Origin of the sequence: Methylobacterium sp. PvP105 (genome assembly GCF_017876975.1) — a bacterium.
GTDB lineage: Bacteria > Pseudomonadota > Alphaproteobacteria > Rhizobiales > Beijerinckiaceae > Methylobacterium > Methylobacterium radiotolerans.
Window position 1 is genome coordinate 2,852,384 of sequence record NZ_JAGIPA010000001.1, and the last position, 26,002, is coordinate 2,878,385.

Sequence of the window (26,002 nt, forward strand, 5' to 3'; positions counted from 1 at the left end):
ATCCCTACACCGTGGCGACCGGCGTCGTCGGCGAGCCGACGGCGCCGGGCAGGCGCAGCGGCGGGGCGGTGAGCAGGAAGCGGCTGCGGCCGCGGGCCCGCAGCCAGTCGGCGAGCGGCGTCAGGTGCCACAGCTCGCCGAGATTGACCCCGAGCTTGAACAGGCAGTGCTCGTGGAGCGGCAGCGTCGCGCAGCAGGCGGGGCCGGGGCCGGCCGGGTAGGCCTCCACCGCGTAGTTGTCGGCGATCAGCGCGCAGAGCCCGGTGCGGGTGATCCAGTCGAGGAGCCGCGGGTCGCGCCCGTCGAGCCCGGCGCAGAGGGTGTGGACCTGCTTCGGGTCCGGCGCGCCGCCCATGGCGATCAGCCGCTCGGCGAAGCCCGTGTGCAGGCAGACCATGTCGCCCGGCTCCACCACGACGCCGTCGGCCTCCAGGATCCGGGCGAGCTGGTCGTACCCGACTTTGGCTTTGGCATCGCCGAGATGGGCGCGCAGGTCGATCATCACGGCCCGGCCCTGCATGCCGGTCTCGGCGAGGCGCTCGATCCCGAGGCGCTTGGCCCGGGACGGCTCATCCGCCGCCTCCGGCGCGCTCGGCCCGACGATGTCGTGGCCGCCGCGGAAGCCGTTGTAGAAGGTCGGCGCGGCGCCCGCCCCGTCCGCGTCGAACAGCGCGCCGACATGGGCGAGCGCGTCCCACTGCGTCGAGTATTGCAGGTGGATCAGCGCGCGGTCGTCGCAGATCACGTCGGTGGCGCCGTCGACCTCCTCGCAGACCGGGAAGTTCATGTTCGGCCGGCCGTTGGCGCGGCGCGTCGGCGTGATCTGGGGCGGGTGGCGGCGCGGGTTCAGGACGTTGCCGCCCGGCAGGTCCAGCGGCAGACTGAGGCAGAAGGTGAGCCCTTCGCGCACCTCCGCGATCCCCTGCAGCACCTTCTCGGGGGTGAGCAGGTTCAGGCGGCCCAGCTCGTCGTCGGGTCCGAAATCCCCCCAGGTCGAGCCCTCGGGCCGCCGCGTCCAGCGCAGGGTCATGCCTGTGGTTCCCCTGCCCGCGCCGAGCGCCGAGCGGGCCGCTTCCCGAGGCTCCAGGGCCGCGGTCCGGGGCGAACCCCGGCCGCGGCCGAGCGTGCGTTCCTCACCAGACCGTGCCCTTCTTCGAGGCCGCCGGGCCCGCGCTTCGCAGGGCCGCGGCGAGCCTAGGCCGCGGCGGCGCGCGGCGATACCCCGGGCGGAAAACGACTCGGTGCAAACGTCACCGGCCGATCCCGATCGGCCCCTTGTGATCCGTCGGAGCGCGGGTACAGTCCGGGCCAAGCCCGCGAATATAAAATTCGGGCACTGGGATGAGGGAACGCCGATGTCCGAGACCGTGCGCGCCGCCGCCCGGGTTGCCCCGATTCGGCGCACGCTGCCCGCGCTGATCGCCGCGGGGCTGGTCGCCGCCGGGCCCGTCCGGGCCGCCGATCCGATCAAGATCGGGGTGATCGCCGAGGCCCAGTCGGTGGCCGGGGCCTCGATCCCGCAGGCGGTCCAGCTCGCCGCCGACGAGATCAACGCCCAGGGCGGCGTCGACGGCCGCCAGATCCAGGTCGTCACCTACGACGACAAGTCCTCCGCCTCCGACGCGGTCCGCGCCTTCCAGCGGGCGGCCTCCGAGGACAAGGTCAACCTCGTCATCGCCAGCTACATCTCGGAGGTCGTGCTGGCGCTGATGCCCTGGGCGGCCCGGCTCAAGACGCCGATGATCACGCCGGGCGCGGCCTCGAACGAGATCAGCGTCGCGGTCCACAAGGACTACGCCCGCAACAAGTACACCTTCCACGGCTACCTGACCTCGCACGCCCTGGCGCAGGCGGTCTGCGACTCGGCCAAGGAGGTGCTGGTCGACAAGCTCAAGGCCAAGACCGCCGCGATCATGAGCGAGGACGCCGCCTGGACCCGGCCGCTGGACGCCGCCTACCAGGAATGCCTGCCGAAATCCGGGCTCAAGGTGGTCGAGCACGTCCGCTTCTCGCCGGACACGGGCGACTTCACGCCGATCTACAACAAGATCGAGGCGGCCAAGCCCGACCTGATCGTCACCGGCATCGCCCATGTCGGCGTGCAGCCGACCGTGCAGTGGCAGAACCAGCAGGTCCCGATCGCCATGACGGGCATCAGCGGCCAGGCGACCTCCTCGACCTTCTGGGCCAACACCAACGGCGGCACCCAGGGCGTGCTGTTCGACAGCGTGGCGGTGCCGGGCGTGGCGCTGACCGAGAAGACGATCCCGTTCGCCGAGGCCTTCACCAAGCGCTTCGGCGGCGCGCCGTCCTACGCGGGCTACATGGCGTACGACGCCACGCACTACGCGGCGGAGGCGATCAAGCGGGCGGGCTCGACCGAGGCCGACAAGCTGGTCGAGGCCCTGGAGAAGACCGACTACGTCGGCACCGTCGGGCGCCTGAAGTTCTACGGCAAGGACGACCCGTTCACCCACTCGATCCAGTACGGGCCGGGCCTGATGACCAGCGTCCTCGGGCAGTGGCAGAACGGCAAGCAGGTGGCGATCTGGCCGGCCGCGACCGCCAACGGGACCATGATCCTGCCCCCTGCGGTCAAGCCGGCGGTCCAGTAGGTCGGGCGGGGAGAGCGCGGTGATCGGCCTCCAGATCCTCGTCGACGGTTTCGCGATCTCGGCCCTCTACGCGCTCGGCGCGATGGGCTTCACCCTGATCTTCGGGGTCTCGGGCGTCCTCAACCTGACCCACGGCGCCCTGATGGTCATGGCCGCGGTGGCGGCCTGGGCGGCCTCGGCGCTGTTCGGGCTCGGCTCCTACGCGGGCGCGGCGATCGGCATCCTGTGCGGGCTCGCGGGCGCGCTGGTCACTTACTTCGCGGTGGTCGCGCCGATCGAGCGTAGCCGGGCGATCCCGCGGGAGGAGAAGGAGATCTTCGTGCTCACCGGCACGCTGCTCTGGGGGATCATGATCCAGGAGCTGGTGGCCTACTTCTTCACCGACAACCCGAAGACCGTGCTGCCGATCGTCGAGGGCGTCTTCGAGATCGCGGGCGTGCGGACGCCGAGGAACCAGGTCTTCACCGCGGTGGTCTGCTGGATCGTGATCGGCCTCCTCTGGCTGTTCGTGAACCGGGCGCGGGCCGGCAAGGTCCTGCTCGCCGCCTCCATGAACCCGCGGGGCGTCACGCTGCTCGGCCACGACATGGGCAAGATCTACGTGGCGGTCTGGGCGATCTACGGCCTGCTCGCCGGCACCGCCGGGGTGCTGCTCGGGATGTTCCTGGGGGTGTCCTCGTACTCGGTGGGGCCGCTCACCGCGAGCGCCTTCTCGATCGTGGTGCTGGGCGGCCTGGGGAGCGTCACCGGCTCGCTGATCGCCGCCTACGTGGTGGGGTATCTGGAGACCGCCACCGCCTACCTGATCTCGCCGGCCTACCGGGTGATCCCGGCCCTGCTCCTGCTGGTCGCCGTCATGTACCTGCGCCCGCAGGGCCTGCTGGGGCGGCGGTGATGATGGAATCGGAGTGGGGCATCGACGCCGGCGGCAGAGCGCGACGCACCCCCTCTCCCGAGCGGGAGAGGGCTGGGGTGAGGGATGAGGAGGCTCCGGATGGAGCAGCCCATCCCCGGGCATTCCGGTCGCGCCTCGTCCTGCAAGACCTGATCCCTCACCCTGACCCTCTCCCGCACGGGAGAGGGGACCCGCGCCGTGCCCGCATCGCTTCGGGCAATCGGATCCCTCGCAGTCGGTCCCGGTCTGGCTAATCCATGAAGCTCCTCACCACCCCCGGCTTCTGGATCGCGGTCCTCGCCGTCCTGGCCGCCGCCACCCTGCCCTGGTGGGTCTCCGGCTACATCCTCGGCCTCCTGACCATCGCCTACTATTTCGGCGTGTTCTCGATGGCCTGGGACCTGCTCTTCGGCTTCGCCGGCGAGGTGAATTTCGGCCCGACCTTCCTGATCGGCCTCGGGGCCTACGGCGCTGGCATCCTCAACAACCGCTACGAGCTGCCGATCCCCTACTGCCTCGCGGCCGGGACCGTGCTCGCCGTGGTCGGCGGCCTCGCCCTGGCGCTGCCGGCGCTGAAGGTCCGCGGCCCCTATTTCGGGCTGATCACCCTGGTGGCGGTCCTGCTCCTGCAGAACATGATCGTGGTGTTCTCCGGCCTCACCGGCGGCGAGATCGGCCTGACCGTGCCGGACGTCATCTCGATCGACGCCGACACCAATTACTGGCTGGCGCTCGGCTTCATGGCGGTCTCGGGCCTGATCCTCACGGCCATCGCGCGCTCGCCCGCGGGGCTGATCCTCCAGGCCGCCGGCCAGGACCCGGTGGTGACCGGGGCGCTCGGCTTCAACGTCGCCAAGCACAAGCTCGCGGCCTTCGCGGTCAGCGCCGCCTTCTCGGGCCTCGCGGGCGGGCTGGTGGTCTTCTACATGGGCACCGCCTCGGTCGGCACGCTGATCAACACGTCGGTGGGCGTGCAGGTGATCATCGCGGCTGTGCTCGGCGGCCGGCGCACCATCGTGGGCGCGGCGCTCGGCGCCGTGTTCCTGATCGCGGCGGGCGAGCTGCTGCGCCCACTCGGCGGCCTCTCGACCTTCGTGGTCTCGGCGGTGGCGCTGCTGGTGATCCTGTTCGTGCCCTCGGGGCTGCTCGGCCTCGGATCGCTCCGGAGAGCCCGATGACCGTCGCCGTGGCGCCCCCGCGGGCCGTGTCCCCCGTCCTGGCCGAGCCCTGCCTCAGCGTGCGCGGCCTGACCAAGCGCTACGGCGGCCTCGTCGCCGTCAAGGGGATCGACCTCGATCTGCGGCCCGGCGAGATCCTGGGCCTGATCGGCCCGAACGGCTCGGGCAAGTCCACCGTGATGAAGCTGATCATGGGCCTGGAGCGTCCGAGCGCCGGCACGATCCGCCTCGACGGCGCCGAGATCGGCGGGATGCCGGCCCACCGGGTGGCGCGCTCCGGGATCGGGCTCGTGTTCCAGCACGCCCGCCCGCTCCAGCGGCAGACGGTTCTCGAAAATATCAGCCTCGCGCTCCTGCCCGACAGCCTGATCCGGTTGGCCGCCGACCCCCACGTGGCCCGGCGCGCCAAGGAAATCGCCGAGCGCGTCGGCCTCGGGGCCGTCGTCGACCGGCGGCCCGGCACCCTGCCCTTCGCGGATCTCCGCCGGCTGGAACTCGCCAAGGCCATCGCCCGCGACCCCCGGGTGGTGCTGGTCGACGAGCCCTTCGCGGGCCTGACCGGCGGCGAGGTCGCGGCCTTCTCGGAGCTGATCCGCGGCTTCCGCGACGAGGGCAAGGCCGTGCTCCTCGTCGACCACAACGTGAAGAGCGTCGCGGCCCTCGTGGACCGGGTCTTCGCCATGTATCTCGGCGAGCGCATCGCCGAGGGCTCGGCCGAAGCCGTCATGGCCGACCCGACCGTCCGCCGGGTCTATCTCGGCGGCAGCATCGAGACGGCGGCCCGGCCGGAAGCCGCGTTCAAGCCCGACTCGCTGCTGACCGTCGAGAATGTCGACGTGCTCTACGGCAAGGCGCAGGCCCTCCGCTCCGCCTCGATCCACGTCCACGAGGGCGAGTTCGTCTCGGTGGTGGGCCTGAACGGCGCCGGCAAGACCACGCTGTTCAACGCGATCTCGGGCCTCGTCCCGCATGGGGGCACGATCCGGTTCGACGGCCAGGATCTCGCCCGGATGAAGCCCGCCGCCATCGCGCGCGCCGGCATCGTCCAGGTGCCCGAGACCCGGGAGCTGTTCGGCGACCTCAGCGTGCGCGAGAACCTCGACCTCGGCGGCCAGCATTTCCCGAAGGCCGAGAGCGCCAAGCAGCGGGAGTGGCTCTACGAGCTGTTCCCGATCCTCAAGGACCGCGAGACGCAGAGCGCCCGCACCCTGTCGGGCGGCGAGCAGCAGATGCTGACCATCGCCCGGGCGCTGATGATGCGGCCCCGCCTCCTGATCCTCGACGAGCCGACTCTGGGCCTCGCCCCGGTGATCCTGGAGCTGCTGTCGAAGGCCTTGGAGAAGCTGCGGCAGACCACGCCGATCACGGTGCTGCTCGGCGAGCAGAATGTCACCTTCGCGCTCCCGCACGCCGACCGGGTCTACGTGCTGGAACAGGCGCGGATCGTCTGGGAGGGGCCGCCGCAGCGCTTCGCCAGCGAGATGGGATCGGCCTATCTGTGAGGGGGGCGTGATCCGGGTCGATCAAGATCTAGGTTCGATTTGGGTCGGAGCGCGGGTCCCCTCTCCCGTGCGGGAGAGGGAAAGGGTGAGGGATCAGGTCTGTCCAGAGAGGGCTCGATCTGACTGCGCGACAAGGGCGGGCTCGATCCTGTGGCTTCTCGTCCCTCACCCCAACCCTCTCCCGCACGGGAGAGGGGGCGCGTCGCGCCGTGGGTGAAGGCAACGGGAAGGCGGGCAGCCGGCGCATGCAAGCTCGGTGCGCTCGCCCGGCAGAGAAACCCTAGGGAGCGGACACCGTGGATTTCACCCTCTCCCCCTCCCAGACCCACTGGCTGACCCGCGTCCGCGCCTTCATCGAAGACGCGATCCTGCCGGCCGCCGCCGCGGTGGCGGCCGAGCGCGCGGAGAGCCGCGAACCCTCGCCCACCATGGAGCGGCTGAAGGAGAAGGCCCGGGCTGAGGGCCTGTGGAACCTGTTCCTGCCGCCCTCCCCCGAGCACGACACCGACGCCTATCGCGGCGCCGGCCTGACCAACCTCGACTACGCGCTGTGCGCCGAAGAGATGGGCCGGGTCGGGATCGCCTCGGAGGTGTTCAACTGCGCGGCGCCCGACACCGGCAACATGGAGGTGCTGCACCGCTACGGCACCGCGGCCCAGAAAGACCGGTGGCTCAAGCCCCTGATGGCCGGCGAGATCCGCTCGGCCTTCCTGATGACCGAGCCGGAGGTCGCCTCCTCGGACGCCACCAACATCGCGACGGCGATCCGCCGCGACGGCGACCACTACGTCGTCGACGGCCGCAAGTGGTGGTCGACCGGCGTCGGCGACCCGCGCTGCAGGATCGCGATCCTGATGGGCAAGACCGACCCGGAGGCCCCCCGCCACCGGCAGCAATCGCAGATCCTCGTGCCCATGGACACGCCGGGCGTGCGCGTCGAGCGCCTGCTCCCGGTTTTCGGCTACGAGGACGCCCCCAAGGGCCACGGCGAGGTGGTGCTGGAGAATGTCCGCGTCCCGGCCGGGAACCTCATCCTCGGCGAGGGGCGCGGCTTCGAGATCGCGCAAGGCAGGCTCGGGCCGGGCCGCATCCACCACTGCATGCGCACCGTCGGGGCCGCCGAGGTGGCGCTGGAGGCCATGGCGCGGCGGCTCGTGTCCCGGGTCGCCTTCGGCAAGCGGATCAGCGAGCAGTCGGTCTGGGAGCAGCGGGTCGCCGAGGCGCGGATCGACATCGAGATGACCCGCCTCCTCTGCCTGAAGGCCGCCGACATGATGGACAAGGTCGGCAACAAGGGCGCCAAGCTCGAGATCGCCATGATCAAGGTCGCGGCGCCGCGGGTGGCGCTGAAGGTGATCGACGACGCCATCCAGGCCCATGGCGGGGCCGGCGTCTCGGAGGATTTCGGTCTCGCCAAAATGTACGCCCATATCCGCACCCTGCGGCTCGCCGACGGGCCCGACGAGGTCCACAATCGCTCGATCGCCCGGCTGGAATTCGGGCGCTACACCAATGCCCGGGAGGGGGCATGAGCGACGCCGAAATCTTCTCCGGCGTGAAGCCGGTCGAGCCGCGCCACCGGATCGACGAGGCGAAGCTCGCCGCCTGGATGGCCGAGCACGTCCGGGGCTTCGCCGGCCCGCTCACCGTGCAGCAGTTCCGCGGCGGCCAGTCGAACCCGACCTACCGGCTCGACACGCCGGGCCAGGCCTACGTGCTGCGCCGAAAGCCGTTCGGCGCGCTCCTGCCCTCCGCGCACGCGGTGGACCGCGAGTTCCGGGTGATCGGTGCCCTCTACGGCGAGGGGTTTCCGGTGCCGCGGCCCTTCGCGCTGTGCGAGGACCCGGAGGTCATCGGCGCGGCCTTCTACGTGATGGAGGCGGTGGACGGCGCCGTGCACTGGGACGGCGCCCTGCCGGGCCTCGACCCCCATGCCCGCCACCGGCACTACGCCGCGATGATCGCGACGCTGGCGCGCCTCCACGCCATCGACCCGGAGGCGGCGGGGCTGTCCGATTACGGCCGGCCCGGCAATCACTTCGCCCGGCAGGTCGACCGCTGGACCCGCCAATACCGCGCCGCCGAGGACGGGCGGCTGGAGGACGTGGAGCGGCTGATCGCGTGGCTGCCCCGCACCGTGCCGGAGCAGCAGGGCGCCTGCGTGGTCCACGGCGATTACCGCCTCGACAACCTGATTTTTTCGCCAGATGGCGGTGTCAGCGCCGTGCTCGACTGGGAATTGTCGACGCTGGGCGATCCGCTCGCCGATTTCAGCTACCTGCTGATGCAGTGGGCATTGCCGGCGGACGGGCGCAGCGGGCTGGGCGGGCTCGACCTCCAGGCGCTCGGCATCCCCACGCGGGACGAGGCGGTGGCGCTCTACTGCCGGGCGTCGGATCGCAGAGACCTGCCCGATCTCGACTGGTACTTCGCCTACAACTTGTTCCGCTTGGTCGGCATCCTCCAGGGCGTGGCGGCCCGCGCCAAGGCCGGCAACGCCGCGAGCGAGCACGCCGCCGCGATGGCGGCGCGGGTGCCGAAACTCGCCGCTGCGGCCTGGGGCTTCGCCGAGCGGGCGGGGGCGTGAGCATGGACCTCGCTGGCCGCGTCGTCGCCGTCACGGGGGCCGCCCGGGGCATCGGCCGGGCGCTCGCGGAAGCCGCACGGGCGCGGGGCGCGACGGTCGTGGCCCTCGACCGGGACGGGGCCGGGGCGGAGGCGGTGGCGGCGGGACTCGGCGGCCGGGCCTTCGCCCTCGACGTGGGCGATGCGGTGGCGGTCTCCGCCATCCTGGCGCGCATCGAGGCCGAGATCGGCCCGGTCACGCTGTACTGTTCCAACGCCGGCCTCCTGGAGCGCGACCCCGATCCGGATCTGGCCACCTCCGCCGACCCGGAGAGCTGGGCGCGTGCCTTCGCGGTGAACGTGATGGGCCACGTCCACGCGGCGCGGGTGCTGGTCCCGCTCTGGCGCGCCCGGGGCGGCGGCGCGTTCCTCGGCACGGTCTCGGCGGCGGGGCTGCTCAGCCAGATCGGCAGCGCCACCTACGGTTCCACCAAGCACGCGGCGCTCGCCTTCCTGGAGCATATCGCCATCGCCCATGCCGAGGACGGGATCCGGGTCGCCGCCCTGTGCCCGCAGGGCGTCGACACCGCCATGCTGGGGGAAGCCAGCGCCGCGTCGCGCGACGGCGTGCTGACGCCGGAGGTCGTCGCCGAGGCGGCCCTGGACGGGCTGGCGTCGGGGCGCTTCCTGATCCTGCCGCACCCGCAGGTGGCGGATTACGCCCGCCGCCGGGCCGAGGACCCCGAGCGCTGGCTCGCCGGCATGGCGCGCCTGCGCCGGTCGATGCGGGCGGGAGCGTGAGGATGGGCGGCTCCGGGCTATCCCACCGATGGCCGGATGAGGCGCGCGTCCCCTCTCCCGCACGGGAGAGGGGACGCGTCGCGACCATCACGATCCGCGAACCAAGAATGGAAGCCGTTCGCCGCTTCACGCAGCGCAGAGTCTCGCCATGTCCCTGTTCGACCTGACCGGCAAGGTCGCCCTCATCACCGGCTCGTCCCGGGGCATCGGGCGGGCGATCGCCCTGCGGATGGCCGAGCACGGCGCCCGCGTGGTGATCTCCTCGCGCAAGCGCGAGGCCTGCGCGGCGGTGGTCGCCGAGATCGAGGCCGCGCACGGCGCCGGCCGGGCGGTGGCGATTCCGGCCAGCATCTCGGTGAAGGCCGAGCTGGAACACCTCGTCGCCGAGACCGAGAGCCGGCTCGGGCCGGTCGACGTTCTGGTCTGCAACGCCGCCAGCAATCCCTATTACGGGCCGCTGGCCGGCATCTCCGACGCGCAGTTCCGAAAGATCCTCGAGAACAACGTCCTGTCGAACCACTGGCTGATCCAGATGGTCGCCCCCGGCATGGTGGCGCGGCGGGACGGGGCGATCGTCATCGTCTCCTCGATCGGGGCGCTCAAGGGTTCGCCCGTGATCGGCGCCTACAACGTCTCGAAGGCCGCCGACCTCCAGCTCGCCCGCAACTACGCGGTGGAGTACGGGCCCGCCAACGTGCGGGTGAACTGCCTGTGCCCGGGCCTGATCCGCACCGATTTCGCCCGCGCCCTGTGGGAGAATCCCGACATGCTGGCCGCCACCACGGACGCCGCCCCCCTGCGCCGGATCGGCGAGCCCGACGAGATCGCCGGCGCCGCCGTGTTCCTGGCCTCGGCGGCCGGCCGGTTCGTGACCGGCCAGGCGCTCGTGATCGACGGCGGCGTGACCATCGCCCGATGAGCCCCGATCCCCGCATCCCCGCCGGCTGGCCGGCCCTGCCCTTCCGCGAGGCCGAGGCGCGGCTCACCGCCCCGGGTGCGCCCTTCGCCATCGCCACGGTGCCGATCCGGGGTGTGCCGACCCGGATCTGGGAGAAGGCACCGCCGACGCTGGGCGATCTGTTCCGGATCGCGCGCGGCCACGGGGACAAGACCTTCGTGGTCTACCAGGACGAGCGCGTGACCTTCACGGGCTTCGCCCGCGCCGCCACCGCCCTGGCGCGGGCCCTGGTCGAGGCCGGCGTGCGCAAGGGCGACCGGGTCGCCATCGCGCAGCGCAACCTGCCCGAATGGCCGGTGAGCTATTTCGGCGCGCTGCTCGCCGGGGCCATCGCGACGCCGCTCAACGCGTGGTGGACCGGGCCCGAACTCGCCTACGGCCTGCAGCATTCGGGCGCGCGGGTGCTGATCGCCGACGGCGAGCGCTTCGACCGCATCGCCCCGCACCTGCCCGAATGCCCGGCCCTGGAGCGGGTCCTCACCGCGCGGACGGCGCCGGACCCCCGGGCGACGCCGCTCGCCGACATCCTCGGGCCAGTCCGGGACTGGGGCGCCCTGCCCGACCTGCCCCTGCCCGACATCGCCCTCGACCCGGAGGACGACGCGACCCTGTTCTACACCTCGGGCACGACCGGCAGGCCCAAGGGCGCGGTCGGCACGCACCGGGCGGCCGCCACCACGGTGATGGCCTACCCCTACTCGGCGGCGCGCAGCGCCCTGCGCCGGGGCGAGGCGCCGCCGAAGCCCGACCCGGCCGCGCCGCAGCGGGCGGCGCTGCTGGTGATCCCGCTGTTCCACGTCACCGGCTGCCACGCGAGCCTCGGGGCGGCCCTCTACGGCGGCCACCGGCTGGTGATGATGCACCGCTGGGACGCGAACGCGGCCCTCGACCTGATCGAGGCCGAGGGCTGCACCAGCGCGGGCGGCGTCCCGACCATCGCGTGGCAGCTCGCCACCGCGGCCCGGGAGGCCGGCCGGCCCCTGCCGACCCTCGAGGGCGTCACCTACGGCGGCGCTCCAGCGGCCGGCGACCTCGTGCGGGCGCTGGGCGAGGCCCTGCCGCGGGTCGTCCCGGGCACCGGCTGGGGCATGACCGAGACCTCGGCGACCTTCACCCACCACCAGGGCGAGGATTACCTCGCCCACCCGGAATCCTGCGGCCCGCCTTTGCCGGTCTGCGAGGTGCGGATTGTCGATCCCCTCGGGGAGCCGCTGCCGCCGGGCAGCATCGGCGAGCTCTGCGCGAAGGGCCCCAACGTGGTCCGCGGCTACTGGGACGACCCGGCGGCCACCGCGGAGGTGCTCTCCGAGGGCTGGCTGCGCACCGGCGACCTCGCCCGCACCGACGACGAGGGCTTCCTGACCATCGTCGACCGGATCAAGGACATGCTGATCCGCGGCGGCGAGAACATCTACTGCTGCGAGGTCGAGAACGCCCTCTACGCGCATCCGGACGTGATCGACGCCGTGGTGCTGCCGGTGCCCCACCCGACGCTGGGCGAGGAGCCGGGCGCCATCGTGGTGCTGGCCGAGGGCGCCGAGACCGGCCCGGAGGCGATCCGCGCCTTCGCGGCCGAGCGGCTCGCGGCGTTCAAGGTGCCGGTGCGGATCGAGATCTGGGACGGGCTCCTGCCCCGCAACCCCGCCGGGAAGATCCTGCGGGCGCCCCTGCGGGCGGTGTTCGCGGCCGGTTCAGGTCAGAACGGCTCGCCCTCGTCGTCCGGGCGATAGACCCGCAGGGTGCGGCCGTCGGGGAACTGCACCGTCCGGCGGTGGACGACGACGTAGCCGGCGGCCTGGGCGCTGCTGAGGCGGTCGAGGCGGTCGTCGGTGTAGCCCGACGCGTAACCCGGCGCGTAGCCGTAGCCGTAGCCCGGCCCGTAATTGTAGGCCCGGTAGCGGGCGTAGCCTTCCGGGGGCGGCGGCGCGGCCGCGACGACCTGCGGGGTGCCCCGGACGGTCCGGGCCGGCGCGGCGGCGACGCGGGCGCGGCGCGCGGCGTCGACCCGCTTGGGCGCCGACGCCGCGCGGGCGGTCTTCCGCTCCGGCGCGCGCCGCGCGGCCACGGCCTTCCGCCGGGCGGGGGCCGCCCGGGTCTCGGTCGCGGCGGCGGGGGTCGCGGCCTGGGTCGAGGCGGACGGCGCCGGTGCGGCCGCCTTCGGGTCCGCGGCCGGCGCCTTCGGGGACGCGGCCTTGTGGGCCGGCGGGTCCGTCCAGGTCGTGGCGACGGATTCGGCGGAGGCGCCGCCGATCCCCAGGACCAGCATGAGGGCGGCGAGGCTCGTTCGCGCACCGTGCGGCATGGCGCCCTCCTGTCATCGCGGGGTTTCGGACAGATCCGCGGGGCAGCGCAACAATAGATCGAACCGCCGCGCAGGGGAATCGCGTCGCTGCATTTCCACCAGGATCGCCGAAACACGTTTAATACGGATGACGGCCGGCGCCGGACGCGGACGGGCCGTCCGACGACCGGCGGCGGCGATACCAGCGATGGAACCCGCGACCGAGGCCCGCGACGAAGGCCCGCGGAACCCGCGGCGCCGCGCGCGGTTGCTCCGCCATGTCCGCCCCCGCCGATGCGTCCTCCGGTCCCCCACCCGGCCTTCGGGTGAGCGTCGACCTCAACCTGTGCCAGGCCTACGCCCAGTGCTGCTACGCGGCGCCGCGGCACTTCCGCATCGAGGGGCACGAGGCGCTGTTCTACGATCCCGCCCCCGCCGCGCGGGACCGGGACGACATCGAGCGGGCGCGCGTCGCCTGCCCGGTCCAGGCGATCCGGGTCGAGGATCCGGAGCGGGGCGCCTGATGGCGTGGGAGCCCGGGCGTGTCCTGATCGTGGGCGCCGGCCTCGCGGCGCTGCGCGGGGCCGAGGCCTTGCGCGAAGCGGGCTTCTCCGGCCCGCTGACGATCGTCGGCGACGAGCCCCATTTTCCCTACGACAGGCCGCCGCTCTCGAAGCACGTCCTCACCGGCGCGATCCCGGCGGAGGCCACGACCCTGCCGGGAATCGGCGCCCTCGCGGCGGAGTGGCAGCTCGGCAGCGCGGCGCAGCGCCTCGACCGGCAGGCGCGCACGGTCAGCCTCGCGGACGGGCGGATCCTCCCCTACGACCGCCTGCTCATCGCCACCGGCACCCGCGCCCGGCCCTGGGCGAATCCGCACGAGGGCCGCCTCGCCGGCGTCTTCACCCTGCGCGGGCGGGACGACGCCGCCGCCCTGCGGCGGGCGCTGGCCGCCGGCCCGAAGCACGTGCTGGTGATCGGCGCCGGTTTCATCGGCTGCGAGGTCGCGAGCCTGTGCCGGCAGCTCGACCTGCCGGTCACCCTGGTCGAGCCGGGCCCGACGCCGCTGGGCCGCGTCCTCGGCAGCACCGTCGGGGCGTTCATCGGCGCGATCCACGAGGGCCACGGCGTCGCGCTGCGGTGCGGCCGCGAGGTCGAGTGGCTGGAGGGCCGGGACGGCCGGCTGGTTCGCGCCCATCTCGTCGACGGCAGCAGCCTCGCGGCCGACATCGCCGTCATCGCCCTGGGGGCCGTGCGCAACACCGAGTGGCTCGACGGGGCCGGCCTGTCGGCGGATCCGGGCGGGGTCGATTGCGACGCCCGCGGCCACGTCCTCGATACCGACGGCAGGCCCGACCCGCGCATCGCCGCCGCCGGCGACGTGGCGCGCTTTCCCCACCCGCTCTACGACGGCCGGCGCGTCGCCCTGGAGCACTGGAGCCACGCGGTGGCGCAGGGCGTCCATGCCGGCCGGCTCCTCGCCGGCGCGGAGCCCGGGGCGCCCTACGGCGCCCTGCCGACCTTCTGGTCGACGCAGGGCGACCTCGTGGTGAAGTCCGTCGGCCTGACCGAGGGCGCCGACGCGGTGGCGATCACGCAGGGCGACGCGGCCGCCGGCCGGTTCGTCGCCACCTACGGCCGCGCGGGGCGCTGCATCGCGGCGGTCTCGGTGGATTCCGCCCGCTGGCTGCCGGCCCATGCCGAGCTGGTCGAGGCCCGCGCGCCGTTCCCGCCCGAGGGCGCCGCGACCGACCGACCGAAGGGCGTCACGGTCTTCGAGCCGGGCTTCGCCTAGGACCGCCCGACCGCGTCGCGCGGACGACGCGGACCCGGATGCGGAACCGCCACGATGCGCGAAGCCTTTGCTGTCGCGGCATCTGTCCCGAAGTGTGAAGGAGACCGCATGCCCGACGCCACCCTCCTCGATCAGGTCAAGGACTTCGCCAACCGGCCGAACCCCTACCCGGTCTACGCGAAGCTGCGGGAGAATCCCGTCTCGCGCCAGGATGACGGCACCGAGGCGGGCACGTGGGTGGCGGCGAGCCACGGCACCATCGCGCGCCTGCTGCAGGACCCGCGGGTCAGCTCCGACACCCTGCCGCCGGCCGACCGGCCCCGCACCGGCAACCCCCTCACCGACCTGATCGTGAAGCCGCTCAAGGACTGGATGATGGACCGGCACCGGGTCTTCATCTTCCGCGACCCGCCGGACCACGACGCGCTGCGCTCGGCGGTGATGCACCAGTTCTCCCGCGAGCGCGTCCAGGCGATGCGCGCCCGCTCCGACCGGCTGGTGGCCGACCTGCTCGACGAGAAATGCGGTGCCCGGGAGATCGACGCGGTCGACGACCTCGCCTACCCGCTGCCCGTGACGGTGATCTGCGAGCTGTTCGGCGTGCCCCGGGAGGACGAGCCGAAATTCCACGGCTGGGCGACCCAGCTCGCCACCGCGCTGGAGCCCGACAGCCTGTCGGACCCCGAGATCCGCGCGGCGAACAGCCGGACCTTCGACGCGATCGGCGGCTACATGGGCGACCTGATCAAGGAGAAGCGCCGGCACCCGCAGGACGACATGCTGTCGGGCCTCGCCAACCACGCCACCCCGGCCGGCGTGAAGATGGGCGATTACGACCTGATCGCCACCTCGATCCTGATGCTGGTCGCCGGGCACGAGACCACCGTGAACCTGATCACCAACGGCCTGCTGACCCTGCTGCGGCATCCGGACGAGCTGGAGCGCCTGCGGCAGGATCCGCTCCGGGCCCCGCGGCTGATCGAGGAGCTGCTCCGCTACGAGCCGCCGGTGCAGTTCCGGACGCGGCGGACCCTGTCGCCCATCGACATCGCGGGGGTCACGGTCCCCGAGGGGGCCGATCTCGTGCTGCTGCTGGCCTCCGGCAACCGCGACGCGGCCGTCTTCCCCAATCCCGACCGGTTCGACCCGGACCGCGCCGGAACCCGCCATCTCGGGTTCGGCGGCGGCCTGCACTACTGCGTGGGCGCGCCGCTCGCCCGGTTCGAGGCCGAGGCGGCGCTCACCGCCCTCGCCCGCCGGCTGAAGGCGCCGCGCCTCATCGAGGACCCGCCGCCCTACCGGCCGGGCGCCGCCCTGCGCGGTCCGGAGCACCTGCGGGTGGCGATCGACGGGATCGCGTGAGCCGAGGGGCCGCGAGGCCGGGCGGCCGCCGAGACGGGGGGCCGGACGATCTGCGGCCGGGTCGCCGCCTCAGCCCGCCCCGGCCGGCCCGGCGCTCCGCTGTCAGGCGGCCTTCACGGCGGCGAGGAAGGTCGCGACCTCCTGGCCTAGGCTCGTCGAGTAGCGGGCCAGTTCCTGCGCGGCGCTCAGCACCTGATCGGAGGCCGCGCCGGTCTCGCGGGCCGCCTGCCGGACGTCGGCGATGTCGGTGCTCACCGCCTGGGTGCCCTGCGCCGCCTGCGTGACGTTGCGGACGATCTCGCTCGTCGCCGCGCCCTGCTCCTCCATGGCGGCGGCCACGCTGAGCGCGACCGTGCGCATCTCCTCGATCGTGCCCCCGATCGTCCGCATCGACTCCACCGCCTGCCGCGTCTCGTTCTGGATGGCCGCGATCTGCGTCGCGATGGTCTCGGTCGCCCGGGCGGTCTGCGAGGCCAGTGCCTTCACCTCGCCCGCCACCACGGCGAAACCCTTGCCCGCCTCGCCGGCGCGCGCGGCCTCGATGGTGGCGTTGAGGGCCAGCAGGTTGGTCTGCCCGGCGATCCCGGCGATCAGGCCCATCACCTCGCTGATCTGGTCCGTGCCGCGGGAGAGCACCTGCATCAGCGCGTTGGTCTGAGCCACGTCCGTGCCGGCCCGGTCGGCCATCGCGGAGGACTGGGCGACGCGGGACGCGATCTCGTTGATCGAGGCGGCCATCTCCTCGCTGGCCGCCGCCACGGTCTGCACGTTGCTGGAGGTCTGCTCGGAGGTCGCGGCGACGCGCACCGACTGGTCGGTGGTCCGCGCGGCCGTGCGCGTCATCTCCCGGGCCGTGGCCTCCATCTCCACCGCGGCCGCCGACAGGCCCTGCGTCAGCGCGCTGACCTGCGCATCGAACCGGGCGGTGACGTCGTCCAGCATCTGGGCGCGGCGCATCTTCGCCTCGCTCTCCGTCACGGCGGCCGCGTCGGCCGCGCGCTTGGCGATCAGGGCGTCCTTGAACACCTGGACGGCGCGCGCCATGGCGCCGACCTCGTCGCCGCGGCGCTGGTCGGCGACCGTCACCGCGAGGTCGCCGTCCGCGAGGCCGCGCATCGCCGCGGTCAGGCGGGTGATCGGGCGCGACAGGCCGTTGCCGACGAGCAGGAGCAGCGCCAGGATCGGCAGGGCGAGGCCGGCCGACCAGAGCCCGAGGGTGATCGCCCGGTCGCGCACGGCCGCGTGGACGTCGTCGCGGTACAGGCCGGTGGCGACGATCCAGCCCCACGGCTTGAACATCTGCACGCTCGCGACCTTCTCCACCGGCACGGACCCGCCGGCGCGCGGCTTCATGTAGTCGACGAAGCCGGAGCCGTCGCGCTTGGCGGTCTCGACCATCTCGGCGAAGTAGCGCTTCCCGCCCGGGACGTCGGTCTGGTCCAGCACCTGCTTGCCGACGTTCTTGGCGTTGAAGGCGTTGGCGATCAGGTGGCCCTGGGCGTCGAGGACGAAGAAGTAGTCCTCGCTGCCGAAGCGCAGGGCGGTGATCGCCGCGAGCGCGGCCTTCTGCGCCTCGGCGACGGGCATCTGGCCCGTCCGGGCCTGCGCCTCGTAGTGGACGAGCAGGCTCTGCGCGACCTCGGTCAGGCGCTTGGTCATCAGGGCGCGGTCCTCGAGCGCCGAGCCGCGCATGTCGACGAAGCTCAGGGCGCTGAGGGCGCCGATGGCCAGGAGCACCAGGGCCATCACGGCCGCGAGCTTGTGGCGAAGCCGGAGATCGGCGAGGCCCTGCCACGGCGCGGCACGGTCGGCGGGCGGGCGGCTGGTCTGCGTGGGGGTCATCCGAGCACCGGAAGAGGAGGCGTTCGGCCGGCCGGCATGGACTCGCCGTCGGCGCTGCACCGCATCAGCGTCGTGCAATCGGGTTAGTAAATCGCAAAGATGTGAGGCCGTTAGCCGGCACTTCGGAGGCGAATATCGGTGCCAAGTCAGCGAATGCGGTTCAGTCTAGAGGTTTACACAGATTAGTATCGGGGCCGGGCCGGGCCGTTTGACGGCCTGCAGCTACGCGCTGACGCTGTAGTGGATCGGCTTGAAGCTGCCGTTGTTGGATTGCAGGGCGGAGCAGGCGGTGAGCCCGATGATCAGGTCGGTCTCGGCCACGAACACGATCCGGTCCCCTGCCCGGCTGAGGGGCGGCGCCACGGTGAGCGCCCCGGTCGCGCCGTCGACCGGCACGTTCATGAAGCAGTTGAACGCCACCGGGATCGCGTCCGGCGCGATGCCGTAGGGGGCGAGCGCCGCCGCGAGGTTGCCGAAGCAGCCGCGATGCGGGTTCGTGTCGCCGTAGATGATGCGGAACGTGTCGGACGAGCACGGCGTCAGCAGGAAATCGTGCCGCCCCACCGTGTCCTCGACGATCCGCAGCAGGATGTTGGAGCGGTTCGAGTAGAGCGGGTCACCGGTGGTCAGGTAGATCCGGCTGGCGTAGTCGAGGGTCCGGCCCGACGAGATCACCTCCCCCGTATCGTGGCGGTTGAAGGCGAGAAGGTCGGCCACCTGCTCCCCGCACGGGTCGATCACCGTGAGGCGCTGACCCTGCTCGAGGGTGAAGGCGACGCCGGAGCGCGGCTCGATCGTCTGCACGTCGTCTTGGCACATGGTGGGTTGGCTCACTCCGTTCGAGGCCCGCGATCCGACCGGCTCAGGCGCCGCTGCCCGGCAGGCCGCGGTCGAAGGGCAGGACCGGCGGGTGCCAGTCCCGCGCCTCGGGGGCCGGTGCCGGTCGGCCCTTCATCGGGCAGCGCCAGTCCGCGTCGACCGCGCGGCCGCTGTACTGGCGCGCCTCCGAGGCCTCGCCGTGGCGCGCCAGCATCGGGTTCACGCTGCCGGCGAGGGCCTCGTCGCGCTCCAAGATCGCGGCGCGCAGCTTCTCGTAGCGCCCCTCCGCCCGCAGCCGCTCGAACTGCGCGTGCAGGTTGAAGACCAGGACCGGCGACGAGAAGCGCCGCGCCGGCCGGCTCGCCTGCGGGTGCAGCCCGACCACGAAGAACGCCTCGCCGCCGAAGCTCAGGGAGAAGTGCGGGTTGTCGGGATCCTCGGCCACGCGGGCATCGTGGGGCTGACCGAGCCAGGCATCCTTGTCGGTCAGGGATTGCGCGCGCGCCCAGAGATTCCGCTCGAACGCTTCCTCCGAGAGATCGCCCGGACCCTCGAACACGACCGCGAAACTCTGGAACAGGTCGGGCTGCGCGCGGTACTGCGCCACGAAGGCGAGCAGCGCCGGGTAGATCCGCATGTCGTCCCAACCCGAGGTGATGTCCCGGGCCACCACGATCCGCATCCGCCCGCGGGACAGGGCCGACTTGGCGCCCACGCAGGGGAAGGGCGGATTCCGGATGAAGTCGCGGAAGGCCTCGGCACGGGGGTGCTCTCGGTCGTCGCGGGGGAGATGCATGCGGGTCCTGCCCGGTCTCTGTGCGGCCGGCCTCGACGCGAGGCGGCCGCTGTTCGGGACTCCGGCAACACCACCGGGCGGCCGCTGTTCCGTCCTGCGACAGGTCGTCCGGGGGACAGGGTGAATCCGGCTGAACGCGGGTAAGTTGTGCTCCGCCGATCAGCCAATATTCCGTGGATCAGGCGTGCCGGATAAACATAGGTTAAGGCAGGAAAGACTCGCCGGACTGGCACCGCTCCGGCGCTGTGCTGCCGCGAGGGCCGCCTGGACTGGGCCGATCCGCCGGGCGGAAGCTCAGGCCCGCCCGGCCGTTCGCGCCCGGTGCCGCGTCGCCGCGGCGGCCCCGAAGGCCTCGAACAGGGCGCGGTTGATCGGGTTGGTCGCCGGGTCGTGCTCGGCGTGCCACTGCACGCCCAGCGCGAAGTCCGCCGCGTCGCGGACGCGGATCGCCTCGACCGTCTCGTCCTCGGCGATGCCCTCGACCACGATCCGCCCGCCCGGCTCCAGAATACCTTGGCCGTGCAGGGAGTTCACCCGGATCGTCTCGCGCTCCAGGAGGCGGGCGAAGGTGCCCCCGGGCGCCAGCCTGACCTCGTGACGGTCGGCGAAGATCAGTTCCAGGTCCGGGTGGATCTCGCCGTTCTCGAGGCGCGGCATGCGGTGGTTGAGCCGGCCCGGCAGATCGCGGATCTCCGGGTGCAGGCTGCCCCCGAAGGCGACGTTCATCTCCTGGAAGCCGCGGCAGATGCCGAACAGCGGCACGCCGCGCGCCACGCAGGCCTCGATCAGCGGCAGCGCCACGGCGTCGCGATCCTCGTCGTAGGGCTCGTGCGCCGCGCAGGGCTCGGTGTTGAAGCGCGCCGGGTGGACGTTGGCGCGGCCCCCGGTGAGCAGGACGCCGTCCACGGTGTCGAGGAGGTCGCCGAGGTCGGTGATCGCCGGGACGGCGGCGAACATCAGCGGCAGGGCGCCGGCCACCGCGGCGACCGCCCGCATGTTGTTCTCGCCGACGATCTGTGCCGGGAAGCGGCTGTCGATCAGGCGCGCGTTGCCGATGACGCCGATCACGGGTCTCGTCATCGTCCCGGCTGCTCCTCGATCCTGTCCTGGCCGCGCGGCGGCCGCCGCGCTCCGCGGCAGGCTCTACGACCCACGCAAGGCCGGCGCCAGTCCTATGCGGCTCACGGCGGCGACAGCACACCCGCGTCCGAAGCCTCGGCGCGGAGCACCTCGGCCACGCGCTCGGGCGCCTCCTCATGGGCGAGGTGGCCGAGCCCGCGGATCAGGCGGACGCGGGCGTCGGGCAGGCGATCGCGCAGCGCGAAGGCGGTGTCCGGCAGGATCGCCTTGTCGTCGCCGCCGACGATCAGCAGGGTCCGGGTCGCGAGGCCGGGCAGCGCCCGGTGCAGCCCGGCGAGATCCCAGTTCGCCATCATGCCCAGCGCCCCGCGGACATGGCCGGCCCGGGCGAAGAGCCGCCGGTACAGGTCGACGCCCTCCGGGTCGAGGCGCGAGCCGGTCCCCTCGATCAGCCGCTTGGCCGCGGACCGGTCCGCCGTCCAGGCGAAGATGCGGGGGGTGAAGGGGTTGAGGAACAGCAGCCGCGCCATGCTGGGGAACAGCAGGTTGGCCGCCCCCGGCAGCGGCGCCAGGGCGCCGTTGAAGGCCGCCAGCAACCGGGGCGCGATGGCGCCGTCGAGGCACATCCGCGCGAGGACGGCGGCGCCGGCCGAGTGGCCCGCCGCCAGGGCCGGCGGCCGGCCGAGCGCCGCCACGAGGCCCGCCACGGCCCGGGCCATGCCGGGCAGGGACAGGTCAGCGTCGGGCAGCGGATCCGTGAAGCCGTGGCCCGGCAGGTCCGGGGCGATCACGAAGAAGTCCCGCGCGAGGAGCGGCGCCAGCCCGCGCCACGAGTGCGTGGCCGCCCCGGTCCCGTGCAGGAGCAGCAATGTCGGGGCGTCCGGAGACCCGAATTCCTGGACGTGCCAGCGCAGGCCGGCCGCCTCCACGAAGCGGCTCGCCTCCCGATGGGGCCAGTCCCGGCCCTCCACGGCCCAGTCCGGCCGCTCCGCGTCGAGACCGGTCAGCATGGGCCCGTATCCTGCACTGCGGCATCGCCGGGCGATCCGGGGGAGGCGGCGGCGCTATCGTTCATGGCCGGAAGTATTTCGTAACACTGAACAATCCCATGCGGCGGCCGCATGCCACCGGTGAGCGGAGACCGATTGCTGCGCTGCAACAGCGGCGGCATATCACGGGCGAGCAAGAACAAGACGCGTTCGCCAACTTCGGAGAAGGCCATGATCCTCTTCACCTCCTCGACCCAGAACATCGCCGCCCCCGTCTCCGGCGGCTGGAGCCTCAAGGCCATCGTGCGCGAGATGCTGAACTCCTGGCTCGCCCACCACCAGCGCCTCGCCGACAGCGGCATCGGCGGCGACCTCTGACACCCTGGCCCGAGGTTGACGCGCGCGGCACTCAGAGCGCCGCCCGCACCGCCGCGCTGATCTGACCGGCCTCGACCCGCGGCAGCTTCAGGTAGCGGGCGCCCATCGCGCTCGCGACCGAACGGGCCTCCTCACCCCGTGTGCCGGTATCGACCACGAGGGCCGGCAGCCCGGCCGCACGCAACGCGCGGGCCGCCTGCAGGGCCTCCGCGCCCGCGCGGACCCGTCCCCCCTCCCCCGACCGCGCGACGTTGGCGCGCCCGTCGGTCAGCAGCACGATCGCCGGCCGGCTGCCGCCGCGGCGCACGCCCAGCGCCACCGCGACCGCGGCGTCGATTCCCGCCGCGAGGGGCGTCCCGCCTCCGCCCGGCAGTCCCGAGAGCCCCCGCTTGGCCCGGGTGAGCGAGCGGGTCGGCGGCAGGACCAGATCCGCGCCGGCGCCGCGGAACGCCACCAGCGCCACCCGGTCCCGGCGGACATAGGCCTCCGCCAGCAGCAGCTCGACCGCGCCCTTGGCCTCGGCCAGCCGCTCCAGGGCGGCCGAGCCCGAGGCGTCCACGCAGAACACCGTGGTGGTCTCGGTCCGCTGCTTGAGGATCCGGATCCGCAGATCGTCCCGCCGCACCACGATGCGGCGCGCCTCCTCCGGGTCGCGCCGCAGCGCCTGCCAGGGCGCCGCCGTCCGCAGGGTGGCGAGCAGGTCCAGGCGTCCCCGCCGCGGGTCGCCCCGCCGGCTGCCGACAGGGCGCCCGGTGCGGGCGGAGGCCGCCTGCCCGACCCGGCCGGCCCTCGCGGCCGGGAGACGCTGCGCGCCCGCCAGCAGCTGGTCGAGGAGGTTCGGCGGGATCGCGGCGCGCACCGCTTCCAGCACGACGTCGTCGGGCGCCTCCGCGGCGGCCGGATCCGACGCCTCCGCCTCGTTCGGCTCGGGCGGCTCCGCCGGCGGCGCCTCCGCGGTCTCGGAGGCGGGCTGCTCCGGTGCGGGCAGGCGCGTGGCGCGCGGCGCCAGGACCAGGCGCCCGGCCGCCACGATCGCCGCCTGGTCGATCGGCCCGACTCCCGCGAGGGCGCGCGCCACCCGCGCTGCCAGGATCGGCCCGCGCAGCGACGCGATCCTGAAGGCCTCGGCCAGGGCGCAGAGGCTGCCGACCGGGTCGGGCTCCGGTGCGCCTGCGGCGGGTTCTGGCTCGGCCGCCGCGGCCTCCGCCAGGCCGAGCCCGCTCAGGTCGATCCGGAAGGCGAGGCGATCGGCCAGCGCCTCGGCGACCGTCTCGTCCGCCACGCCCTCGTCGAGGAGGATCAGGCCGAACCGGGCGCGGCGGTCGGAGACCGTGCCGGTATCGAGGGTGGCCGCGAGCCGCGACGCGGTGCCCGGCGGCAGACGCTCGGCCATGGGGACGAGGACGATCCCGCCATCGGCCTCCGCGAGCAGCCCGGCCCGCGCGACGGGGCGGCCCGCCGCCAGGGTCGCGGCGAGATCCAGGCCGCCGAGCAGGCCGTCGTCGCCGATGCCGGGCGGCAGGCGCCGCCAGGGCGTTCCGGGCGGCAGCGCCGCCCTCAGGATCTCGAGCCAGCGCTCGCGCACCGGGCCGGGGGAGGCGCGCAGCACCGCGCCGCCGAGCCCGTGCGGGTCGGCGGCGAGCAGACGGGCGGCGAGACGAGCATCGGCCCAGAGATCGAGCGCACGCCTTCCGACCTCTGCGCGGGGAGGGAGAAGCCGCGCGCCCGTCACGCGAACACCTCCGCCAGCGCCCGCTCCACCCGGGCGGTGGAACCGGATTCGTCCAGCGGGTTGCGACGCAGCCGGTGGCGCAGGGCGGCCGGGGCGATGCGCCGGAGGTGGTCGTCGGTCACCGCCCCGGCGCCGTCGAGGGCGGCCAGCGCCCGCGCGGTGCGCATCAGGGTCAGCTCGCCGCGCAGCCCGTCGGTGCCCAGCGCCAGGCAGAGCCGCGCCGTGCGCTCCAGGGCGGCGTCCGGGACAGTCACCGCGGGCAGGCGCTCCCGCGCCAGCAGGATGCTCTTCTGGATCTTGCGCTCGCCACCCGCGTGCGCCGCGCAGAAACCCTCCGGGTCGCGCTCGTAGGCGTCGCGGGCGCGCACAACCGCGATGCGGGTCGGGATGTCCTTCGGGGTCGCGACCTCGCAGGCCAGCCCGAACCGGTCGAGGAGCTGCGGGCGCAACTCCCCCTCCTCCGGGTTGCCGGACCCGACGAGGACGAACCGCGCCGGGTGGCGGAGCGACAGGCCCTCGCGCTCCACGGTGTTGACCCCGGAGGCCGCCACGTCGAGCAGCAGGTCCACGAGGTGGTCCTCGAGGAGGTTCACTTCGTCGATGTACAGGAAGCCGCGATTGGCGCGCGCCAGCAGCCCCGGCTCGAACGCCTTCACGCCGGCCCCGAGCGCCCGCTCCAGGTCGAGGGTGCCGACCACCCGGTCCTCGGTGGCGCCGAGCGGCAGGTCCACGACGGGCACCGGCTTCTTATGACTCTTGCGCGGGCCACCCTCGGCGCAGTGCGGGCAGCTCTCCGCCGGGCCGTCGGGATCGCAATTGTACGGGCAGCCGACCACCGCCCGCATCGGCGGCAGCAGGGCGGCCAGCGCCCGGATCGCCGTGGACTTGCCCGTGCCGCGGTCGCCGAAGACCAGCACGCCGCCGACCGCCGGGTCCACCGCCGCGATCAGCAGCGCCTGGCGCATCTCGTCCTGGCCGACGATGGCCGAGAAGGGAAAGGTGGGCACGGGTGTGACTCGACGCTGCGGGGGGCATCCGACCCACCCCCCTCATCCTGAGGTGCCGGAGCGCGGCGAAGGCCTCGAAGGGGAACTCCAGGGATCGCGCGGCCGGCCCGAGCCCTCCCTCGAGGCCCGCCGCCGCGGGCACTTCAGGATGAGGGGGTGGGTCGGAGAAGGGAAGCCCTACTCCGCCGCCTTCTGCCGGAGCCCGATCCGCCCCCAGATCGTGGTGAGCGCCTGGACCAGATGGGCGATGTCGGCGTCCGTGTGCAGCGGCGACGGCGTGATCCGCAGGCGCTCGGTGCCGCGGGCGACGGTCGGGTAGTTGATCGGCTGCACGTAGATGCCGAACTCGTCGAGCAGGGTGTCGGAGATCCCCTTGCAGAGCACGGGATCGCAGACCATCACCGGCACGATGTGGCTGTCGTTGGGCATGGTCGGGATGTCGGCGGCCTCCAGGGCCTGCCGGACCTTCGCCACGCGCTCCTGATGCCGGGCGCGCTCGGCGCCGCTCTCCTTGAGGTGGCGGATGCTCGCCGCCGCGCCCGCCGCGACGGCCGGGGGCAGCGAGGTCGTGAAGATGAAGCCCGAGGCGAAGCTGCGCACGAAGTCGCAGAGCTTCTCGGAGGCCGTGATGTAGCCGCCGTGCACCGCGAAGGCCTTGCCGAGCGTGCCCTCGATCACGTCGAGCCGGTGGGCGACGCCGTCCCGCTCCGAGATGCCGCCGCCGCGCGCCCCGTAGAGGCCGACCGCGTGGACCTCGTCGAGATAGGTGAGCGCCCCGTGGGCCTCGGCCACGTCGCAGATCTCGGCGATCGGCGCGATGTCGCCGTCCATCGAGTAGACCGACTCGAAGGCCACCAGCTTCGGCCGGGCCGGGTCGACCAGCGCGAGCTTGCGGTTCAGGTCCTCCGGGTCGTTGTGGCGGAAGATGTGGCGCTCGGCGCGGGAGAACCGGATGCCCTCGATCATCGAGGCGTGGTTCTCGGAATCGGAGAAGACCGCGCAGTTCGGCAGGCGCGACGCCAGGGTCCCCAGCGCCGCCCAGTTCGACACGTAGCCGGAGGTGAACAGCAGGGCCGCCTCCTTGCCGTGGAGGTCGGCGAGCTCGCGCTCCAGCAGCACGTGGTAGTGGTTCGTCCCCGAGATGTTGCGGGTGCCGCCGGCCCCGGCGCCGCAGCGGTCGATCGCCGCGTGCATCGCCCCCGTCACGGCCGGGTGCTGGCCCATGCCGAGATAGTCGTTGGAGCACCAGACCGTGACCGGCCGCGTGCCGGAGGCGTGGTGGTGGGTGGCGTGCGGGAAGTTGCCCGCGTGGCGCTCGAGGTCGGTGAAGACCCGGTAGCGGCCCTCCCGGTGGAGCCCGGCGATCTCGCCTTCGAAGAAGGTCTCGTAATCCATGTCGCCTCTCCC

23 protein-coding genes are annotated in these 26,002 nt (G+C 73.2%); 13 read left to right on the top strand and 10 right to left on the bottom strand.

Features of this window, described 5'->3' with window-relative positions; genetic code table 11:
* Nucleotides 1–4: 4 nt before the first annotated feature.
* A complete protein-coding gene (locus J3A75_RS13505) occupies nt 5–1,030 on the bottom strand; it encodes a cyclase family protein (RefSeq protein ID WP_012318795.1) in 1,026 nt (341 codons plus the stop codon).
* Between the two features lie 325 nt (nt 1,031–1,355).
* Here J3A75_RS13505 and J3A75_RS13510 point away from each other — a divergent pair, with 325 nt between their 5' ends.
* The 9 genes from J3A75_RS13510 to J3A75_RS13550 all read left to right on the top strand — a co-directional run bounded on the left by J3A75_RS13510 (nt 1,356) and on the right by J3A75_RS13550 (nt 12,244).
* A complete protein-coding gene (locus J3A75_RS13510) occupies nt 1,356–2,615 on the top strand; it encodes an ABC transporter substrate-binding protein (RefSeq protein ID WP_012318796.1) in 1,260 nt (419 codons plus the stop codon).
* Between the two features lie 19 nt (nt 2,616–2,634).
* The gene (locus tag J3A75_RS13515) at nt 2,635–3,510 is read left to right on the top strand and encodes a branched-chain amino acid ABC transporter permease (RefSeq protein WP_012318797.1); all 876 of its coding nucleotides are present in this window, start codon (nt 2,635–2,637) and stop codon (nt 3,508–3,510) included.
* A 257-nt stretch (nt 3,511–3,767) separates the two neighbouring features.
* On the top strand, nt 3,768–4,688 hold the full coding sequence (locus J3A75_RS13520) for a branched-chain amino acid ABC transporter permease (RefSeq protein ID WP_056524055.1): 921 nt from the start codon (nt 3,768–3,770) through the stop codon (nt 4,686–4,688).
* Nucleotides 4,685–6,190, top strand: coding sequence for an ATP-binding cassette domain-containing protein (locus J3A75_RS13525; protein ID WP_209650286.1), 1,506 nt, complete (start codon nt 4,685–4,687; stop codon nt 6,188–6,190). Before J3A75_RS13520 ends, J3A75_RS13525 begins: the two co-directional genes overlap by 4 nt.
* Nucleotides 6,191–6,486: 296 nt before the next feature.
* Nucleotides 6,487–7,722: an acyl-CoA dehydrogenase family protein gene (locus tag J3A75_RS13530; RefSeq protein WP_012318800.1), complete on the top strand. Its 1,236-nt coding sequence runs from the start codon at nt 6,487–6,489 to the stop codon at nt 7,720–7,722.
* On the top strand, nt 7,719–8,777 hold the full coding sequence (locus tag J3A75_RS13535; RefSeq protein ID WP_043073604.1) for a phosphotransferase family protein: 1,059 nt from the start codon (nt 7,719–7,721) through the stop codon (nt 8,775–8,777). The genes J3A75_RS13530 and J3A75_RS13535 overlap by 4 nt, the downstream gene beginning before the upstream one ends.
* 2 nt (nt 8,778–8,779) lie before the next feature.
* Nucleotides 8,780–9,556 carry an SDR family NAD(P)-dependent oxidoreductase gene (locus tag J3A75_RS13540; protein WP_076727723.1) on the top strand — a complete coding sequence of 259 codons (777 nt, stop codon included), beginning with the start codon at nt 8,780–8,782 and terminating at the stop codon, nt 9,554–9,556.
* A gap of 148 nt (nt 9,557–9,704) precedes the next feature.
* Nucleotides 9,705–10,475 (top strand): SDR family NAD(P)-dependent oxidoreductase, encoded by a 771-nt coding sequence (locus tag J3A75_RS13545; RefSeq protein ID WP_012318803.1) that lies wholly within the window; start codon nt 9,705–9,707, stop codon nt 10,473–10,475.
* Complete coding sequence (locus tag J3A75_RS13550) at nt 10,472–12,244, top strand: class I adenylate-forming enzyme family protein (RefSeq protein WP_070999320.1); 1,773 nt, start codon at nt 10,472–10,474, stop codon at nt 12,242–12,244. The genes J3A75_RS13545 and J3A75_RS13550 overlap by 4 nt, the downstream gene beginning before the upstream one ends.
* Here J3A75_RS13550 and J3A75_RS13555 read toward each other — a convergent pair.
* Entirely contained in the window at nt 12,211–12,816 is a 606-nt protein-coding gene (locus J3A75_RS13555) for a hypothetical protein (protein WP_209650287.1), read from the bottom strand. The genes J3A75_RS13550 and J3A75_RS13555 overlap by 34 nt on opposite strands.
* 257 nt (nt 12,817–13,073) lie before the next feature.
* Here J3A75_RS13555 and J3A75_RS13560 point away from each other — a divergent pair, with 257 nt between their 5' ends.
* The 3 genes from J3A75_RS13560 (at nt 13,074) to J3A75_RS13570 (ending at nt 15,952) form a co-directional block, all read left to right on the top strand.
* A complete protein-coding gene (locus J3A75_RS13560) occupies nt 13,074–13,319 on the top strand; it encodes a ferredoxin (RefSeq protein WP_020095273.1) in 246 nt (81 codons plus the stop codon).
* Nucleotides 13,319–14,590, top strand: coding sequence for an NAD(P)/FAD-dependent oxidoreductase (locus J3A75_RS13565; protein WP_059409500.1), 1,272 nt, complete (start codon nt 13,319–13,321; stop codon nt 14,588–14,590). Before J3A75_RS13560 ends, J3A75_RS13565 begins: the two co-directional genes overlap by 1 nt.
* A gap of 108 nt (nt 14,591–14,698) precedes the next feature.
* Nucleotides 14,699–15,952, top strand: coding sequence for a cytochrome P450 (locus tag J3A75_RS13570; RefSeq protein WP_070999321.1), 1,254 nt, complete (start codon nt 14,699–14,701; stop codon nt 15,950–15,952).
* A gap of 102 nt (nt 15,953–16,054) precedes the next feature.
* Here J3A75_RS13570 and J3A75_RS13575 read toward each other — a convergent pair whose 3' ends face one another.
* The 5 genes from J3A75_RS13575 to bchO form a co-directional block, all read right to left on the bottom strand.
* Nucleotides 16,055–17,794 carry a methyl-accepting chemotaxis protein gene (locus J3A75_RS13575; RefSeq protein WP_029359369.1) on the bottom strand — a complete coding sequence of 580 codons (1,740 nt, stop codon included), beginning with the start codon at nt 17,792–17,794 and terminating at the stop codon, nt 16,055–16,057.
* A 222-nt stretch (nt 17,795–18,016) separates the two neighbouring features.
* Complete coding sequence (locus J3A75_RS13580) at nt 18,017–18,613, bottom strand: DUF1989 domain-containing protein (RefSeq protein ID WP_209650288.1); 597 nt, start codon at nt 18,611–18,613, stop codon at nt 18,017–18,019.
* Nucleotides 18,614–18,656: 43 nt separating this feature from the next.
* Nucleotides 18,657–19,409, bottom strand: coding sequence for a guanitoxin biosynthesis heme-dependent pre-guanitoxin N-hydroxylase GntA (gene gntA, locus J3A75_RS13585; protein WP_024830335.1), 753 nt, complete (start codon nt 19,407–19,409; stop codon nt 18,657–18,659).
* Nucleotides 19,410–19,703: 294 nt separating this feature from the next.
* Nucleotides 19,704–20,489 carry a gamma-glutamyl-gamma-aminobutyrate hydrolase family protein gene (locus tag J3A75_RS13590; RefSeq protein WP_012318812.1) on the bottom strand — a complete coding sequence of 262 codons (786 nt, stop codon included), beginning with the start codon at nt 20,487–20,489 and terminating at the stop codon, nt 19,704–19,706.
* 101 nt (nt 20,490–20,590) lie between these two features.
* Nucleotides 20,591–21,499, bottom strand: coding sequence for an alpha/beta fold hydrolase BchO (gene bchO / locus J3A75_RS13595; protein ID WP_024830333.1), 909 nt, complete (start codon nt 21,497–21,499; stop codon nt 20,591–20,593).
* Between the two features lie 210 nt (nt 21,500–21,709).
* Here bchO and J3A75_RS13600 point away from each other — a divergent pair, with 210 nt between their 5' ends.
* On the top strand, nt 21,710–21,856 hold the full coding sequence (locus J3A75_RS13600; protein WP_012318814.1) for a hypothetical protein: 147 nt from the start codon (nt 21,710–21,712) through the stop codon (nt 21,854–21,856).
* Nucleotides 21,857–21,887: 31 nt separating this feature from the next.
* On the opposite strand, the gene J3A75_RS13605 is transcribed toward J3A75_RS13600, so the two are convergent.
* The 3 genes from J3A75_RS13605 to hemA all read right to left on the bottom strand — a co-directional run bounded on the left by J3A75_RS13605 (nt 21,888) and on the right by hemA (nt 25,990).
* Nucleotides 21,888–23,588 carry a magnesium chelatase subunit D gene (locus J3A75_RS13605; RefSeq protein WP_070999325.1) on the bottom strand — a complete coding sequence of 567 codons (1,701 nt, stop codon included), beginning with the start codon at nt 23,586–23,588 and terminating at the stop codon, nt 21,888–21,890.
* Complete coding sequence (bchI, locus tag J3A75_RS13610; RefSeq protein ID WP_024830331.1) at nt 23,585–24,595, bottom strand: magnesium chelatase ATPase subunit I; 1,011 nt, start codon at nt 24,593–24,595, stop codon at nt 23,585–23,587. The genes J3A75_RS13605 and bchI overlap by 4 nt, the downstream gene beginning before the upstream one ends.
* Nucleotides 24,596–24,772: 177 nt before the next feature.
* Nucleotides 24,773–25,990, bottom strand: coding sequence for a 5-aminolevulinate synthase (hemA, locus tag J3A75_RS13615; protein WP_012318817.1), 1,218 nt, complete (start codon nt 25,988–25,990; stop codon nt 24,773–24,775).
* Nucleotides 25,991–26,002: the final 12 nt, after the last annotated feature.

Coding starts and splice junctions, on each gene's coding strand:
- J3A75_RS13565 (WP_059409500.1), top strand. CDS start 13,319: ATGGCGTGGGAGCCCGGGCGTGTCCTGATCGTGGGCGCCGGCCTCGCG.
- hemA (WP_012318817.1), bottom strand. CDS start 25,990: ATGGATTACGAGACCTTCTTCGAAGGCGAGATCGCCGGGCTCCACCGG.
- J3A75_RS13520 (WP_056524055.1), top strand. CDS start 3,768: ATGAAGCTCCTCACCACCCCCGGCTTCTGGATCGCGGTCCTCGCCGTC.
- J3A75_RS13570 (WP_070999321.1), top strand. CDS start 14,699: ATGCCCGACGCCACCCTCCTCGATCAGGTCAAGGACTTCGCCAACCGG.
- J3A75_RS13600 (WP_012318814.1), top strand. CDS start 21,710: ATGATCCTCTTCACCTCCTCGACCCAGAACATCGCCGCCCCCGTCTCC.
- J3A75_RS13525 (WP_209650286.1), top strand. CDS start 4,685: ATGACCGTCGCCGTGGCGCCCCCGCGGGCCGTGTCCCCCGTCCTGGCC.
- bchO (WP_024830333.1), bottom strand. CDS start 21,499: ATGCTGACCGGTCTCGACGCGGAGCGGCCGGACTGGGCCGTGGAGGGC.
- J3A75_RS13510 (WP_012318796.1), top strand. CDS start 1,356: ATGTCCGAGACCGTGCGCGCCGCCGCCCGGGTTGCCCCGATTCGGCGC.
- J3A75_RS13560 (WP_020095273.1), top strand. CDS start 13,074: ATGTCCGCCCCCGCCGATGCGTCCTCCGGTCCCCCACCCGGCCTTCGG.
- J3A75_RS13540 (WP_076727723.1), top strand. CDS start 8,780: ATGGACCTCGCTGGCCGCGTCGTCGCCGTCACGGGGGCCGCCCGGGGC.
- J3A75_RS13535 (WP_043073604.1), top strand. CDS start 7,719: ATGAGCGACGCCGAAATCTTCTCCGGCGTGAAGCCGGTCGAGCCGCGC.
- J3A75_RS13580 (WP_209650288.1), bottom strand. CDS start 18,613: ATGTGCCAAGACGACGTGCAGACGATCGAGCCGCGCTCCGGCGTCGCC.
- gntA (WP_024830335.1), bottom strand. CDS start 19,409: ATGCATCTCCCCCGCGACGACCGAGAGCACCCCCGTGCCGAGGCCTTC.
- J3A75_RS13545 (WP_012318803.1), top strand. CDS start 9,705: ATGTCCCTGTTCGACCTGACCGGCAAGGTCGCCCTCATCACCGGCTCG.
- J3A75_RS13555 (WP_209650287.1), bottom strand. CDS start 12,816: ATGCCGCACGGTGCGCGAACGAGCCTCGCCGCCCTCATGCTGGTCCTG.
- J3A75_RS13505 (WP_012318795.1), bottom strand. CDS start 1,030: ATGACCCTGCGCTGGACGCGGCGGCCCGAGGGCTCGACCTGGGGGGAT.
- J3A75_RS13590 (WP_012318812.1), bottom strand. CDS start 20,489: ATGACGAGACCCGTGATCGGCGTCATCGGCAACGCGCGCCTGATCGAC.
- J3A75_RS13550 (WP_070999320.1), top strand. CDS start 10,472: ATGAGCCCCGATCCCCGCATCCCCGCCGGCTGGCCGGCCCTGCCCTTC.
- J3A75_RS13575 (WP_029359369.1), bottom strand. CDS start 17,794: ATGACCCCCACGCAGACCAGCCGCCCGCCCGCCGACCGTGCCGCGCCG.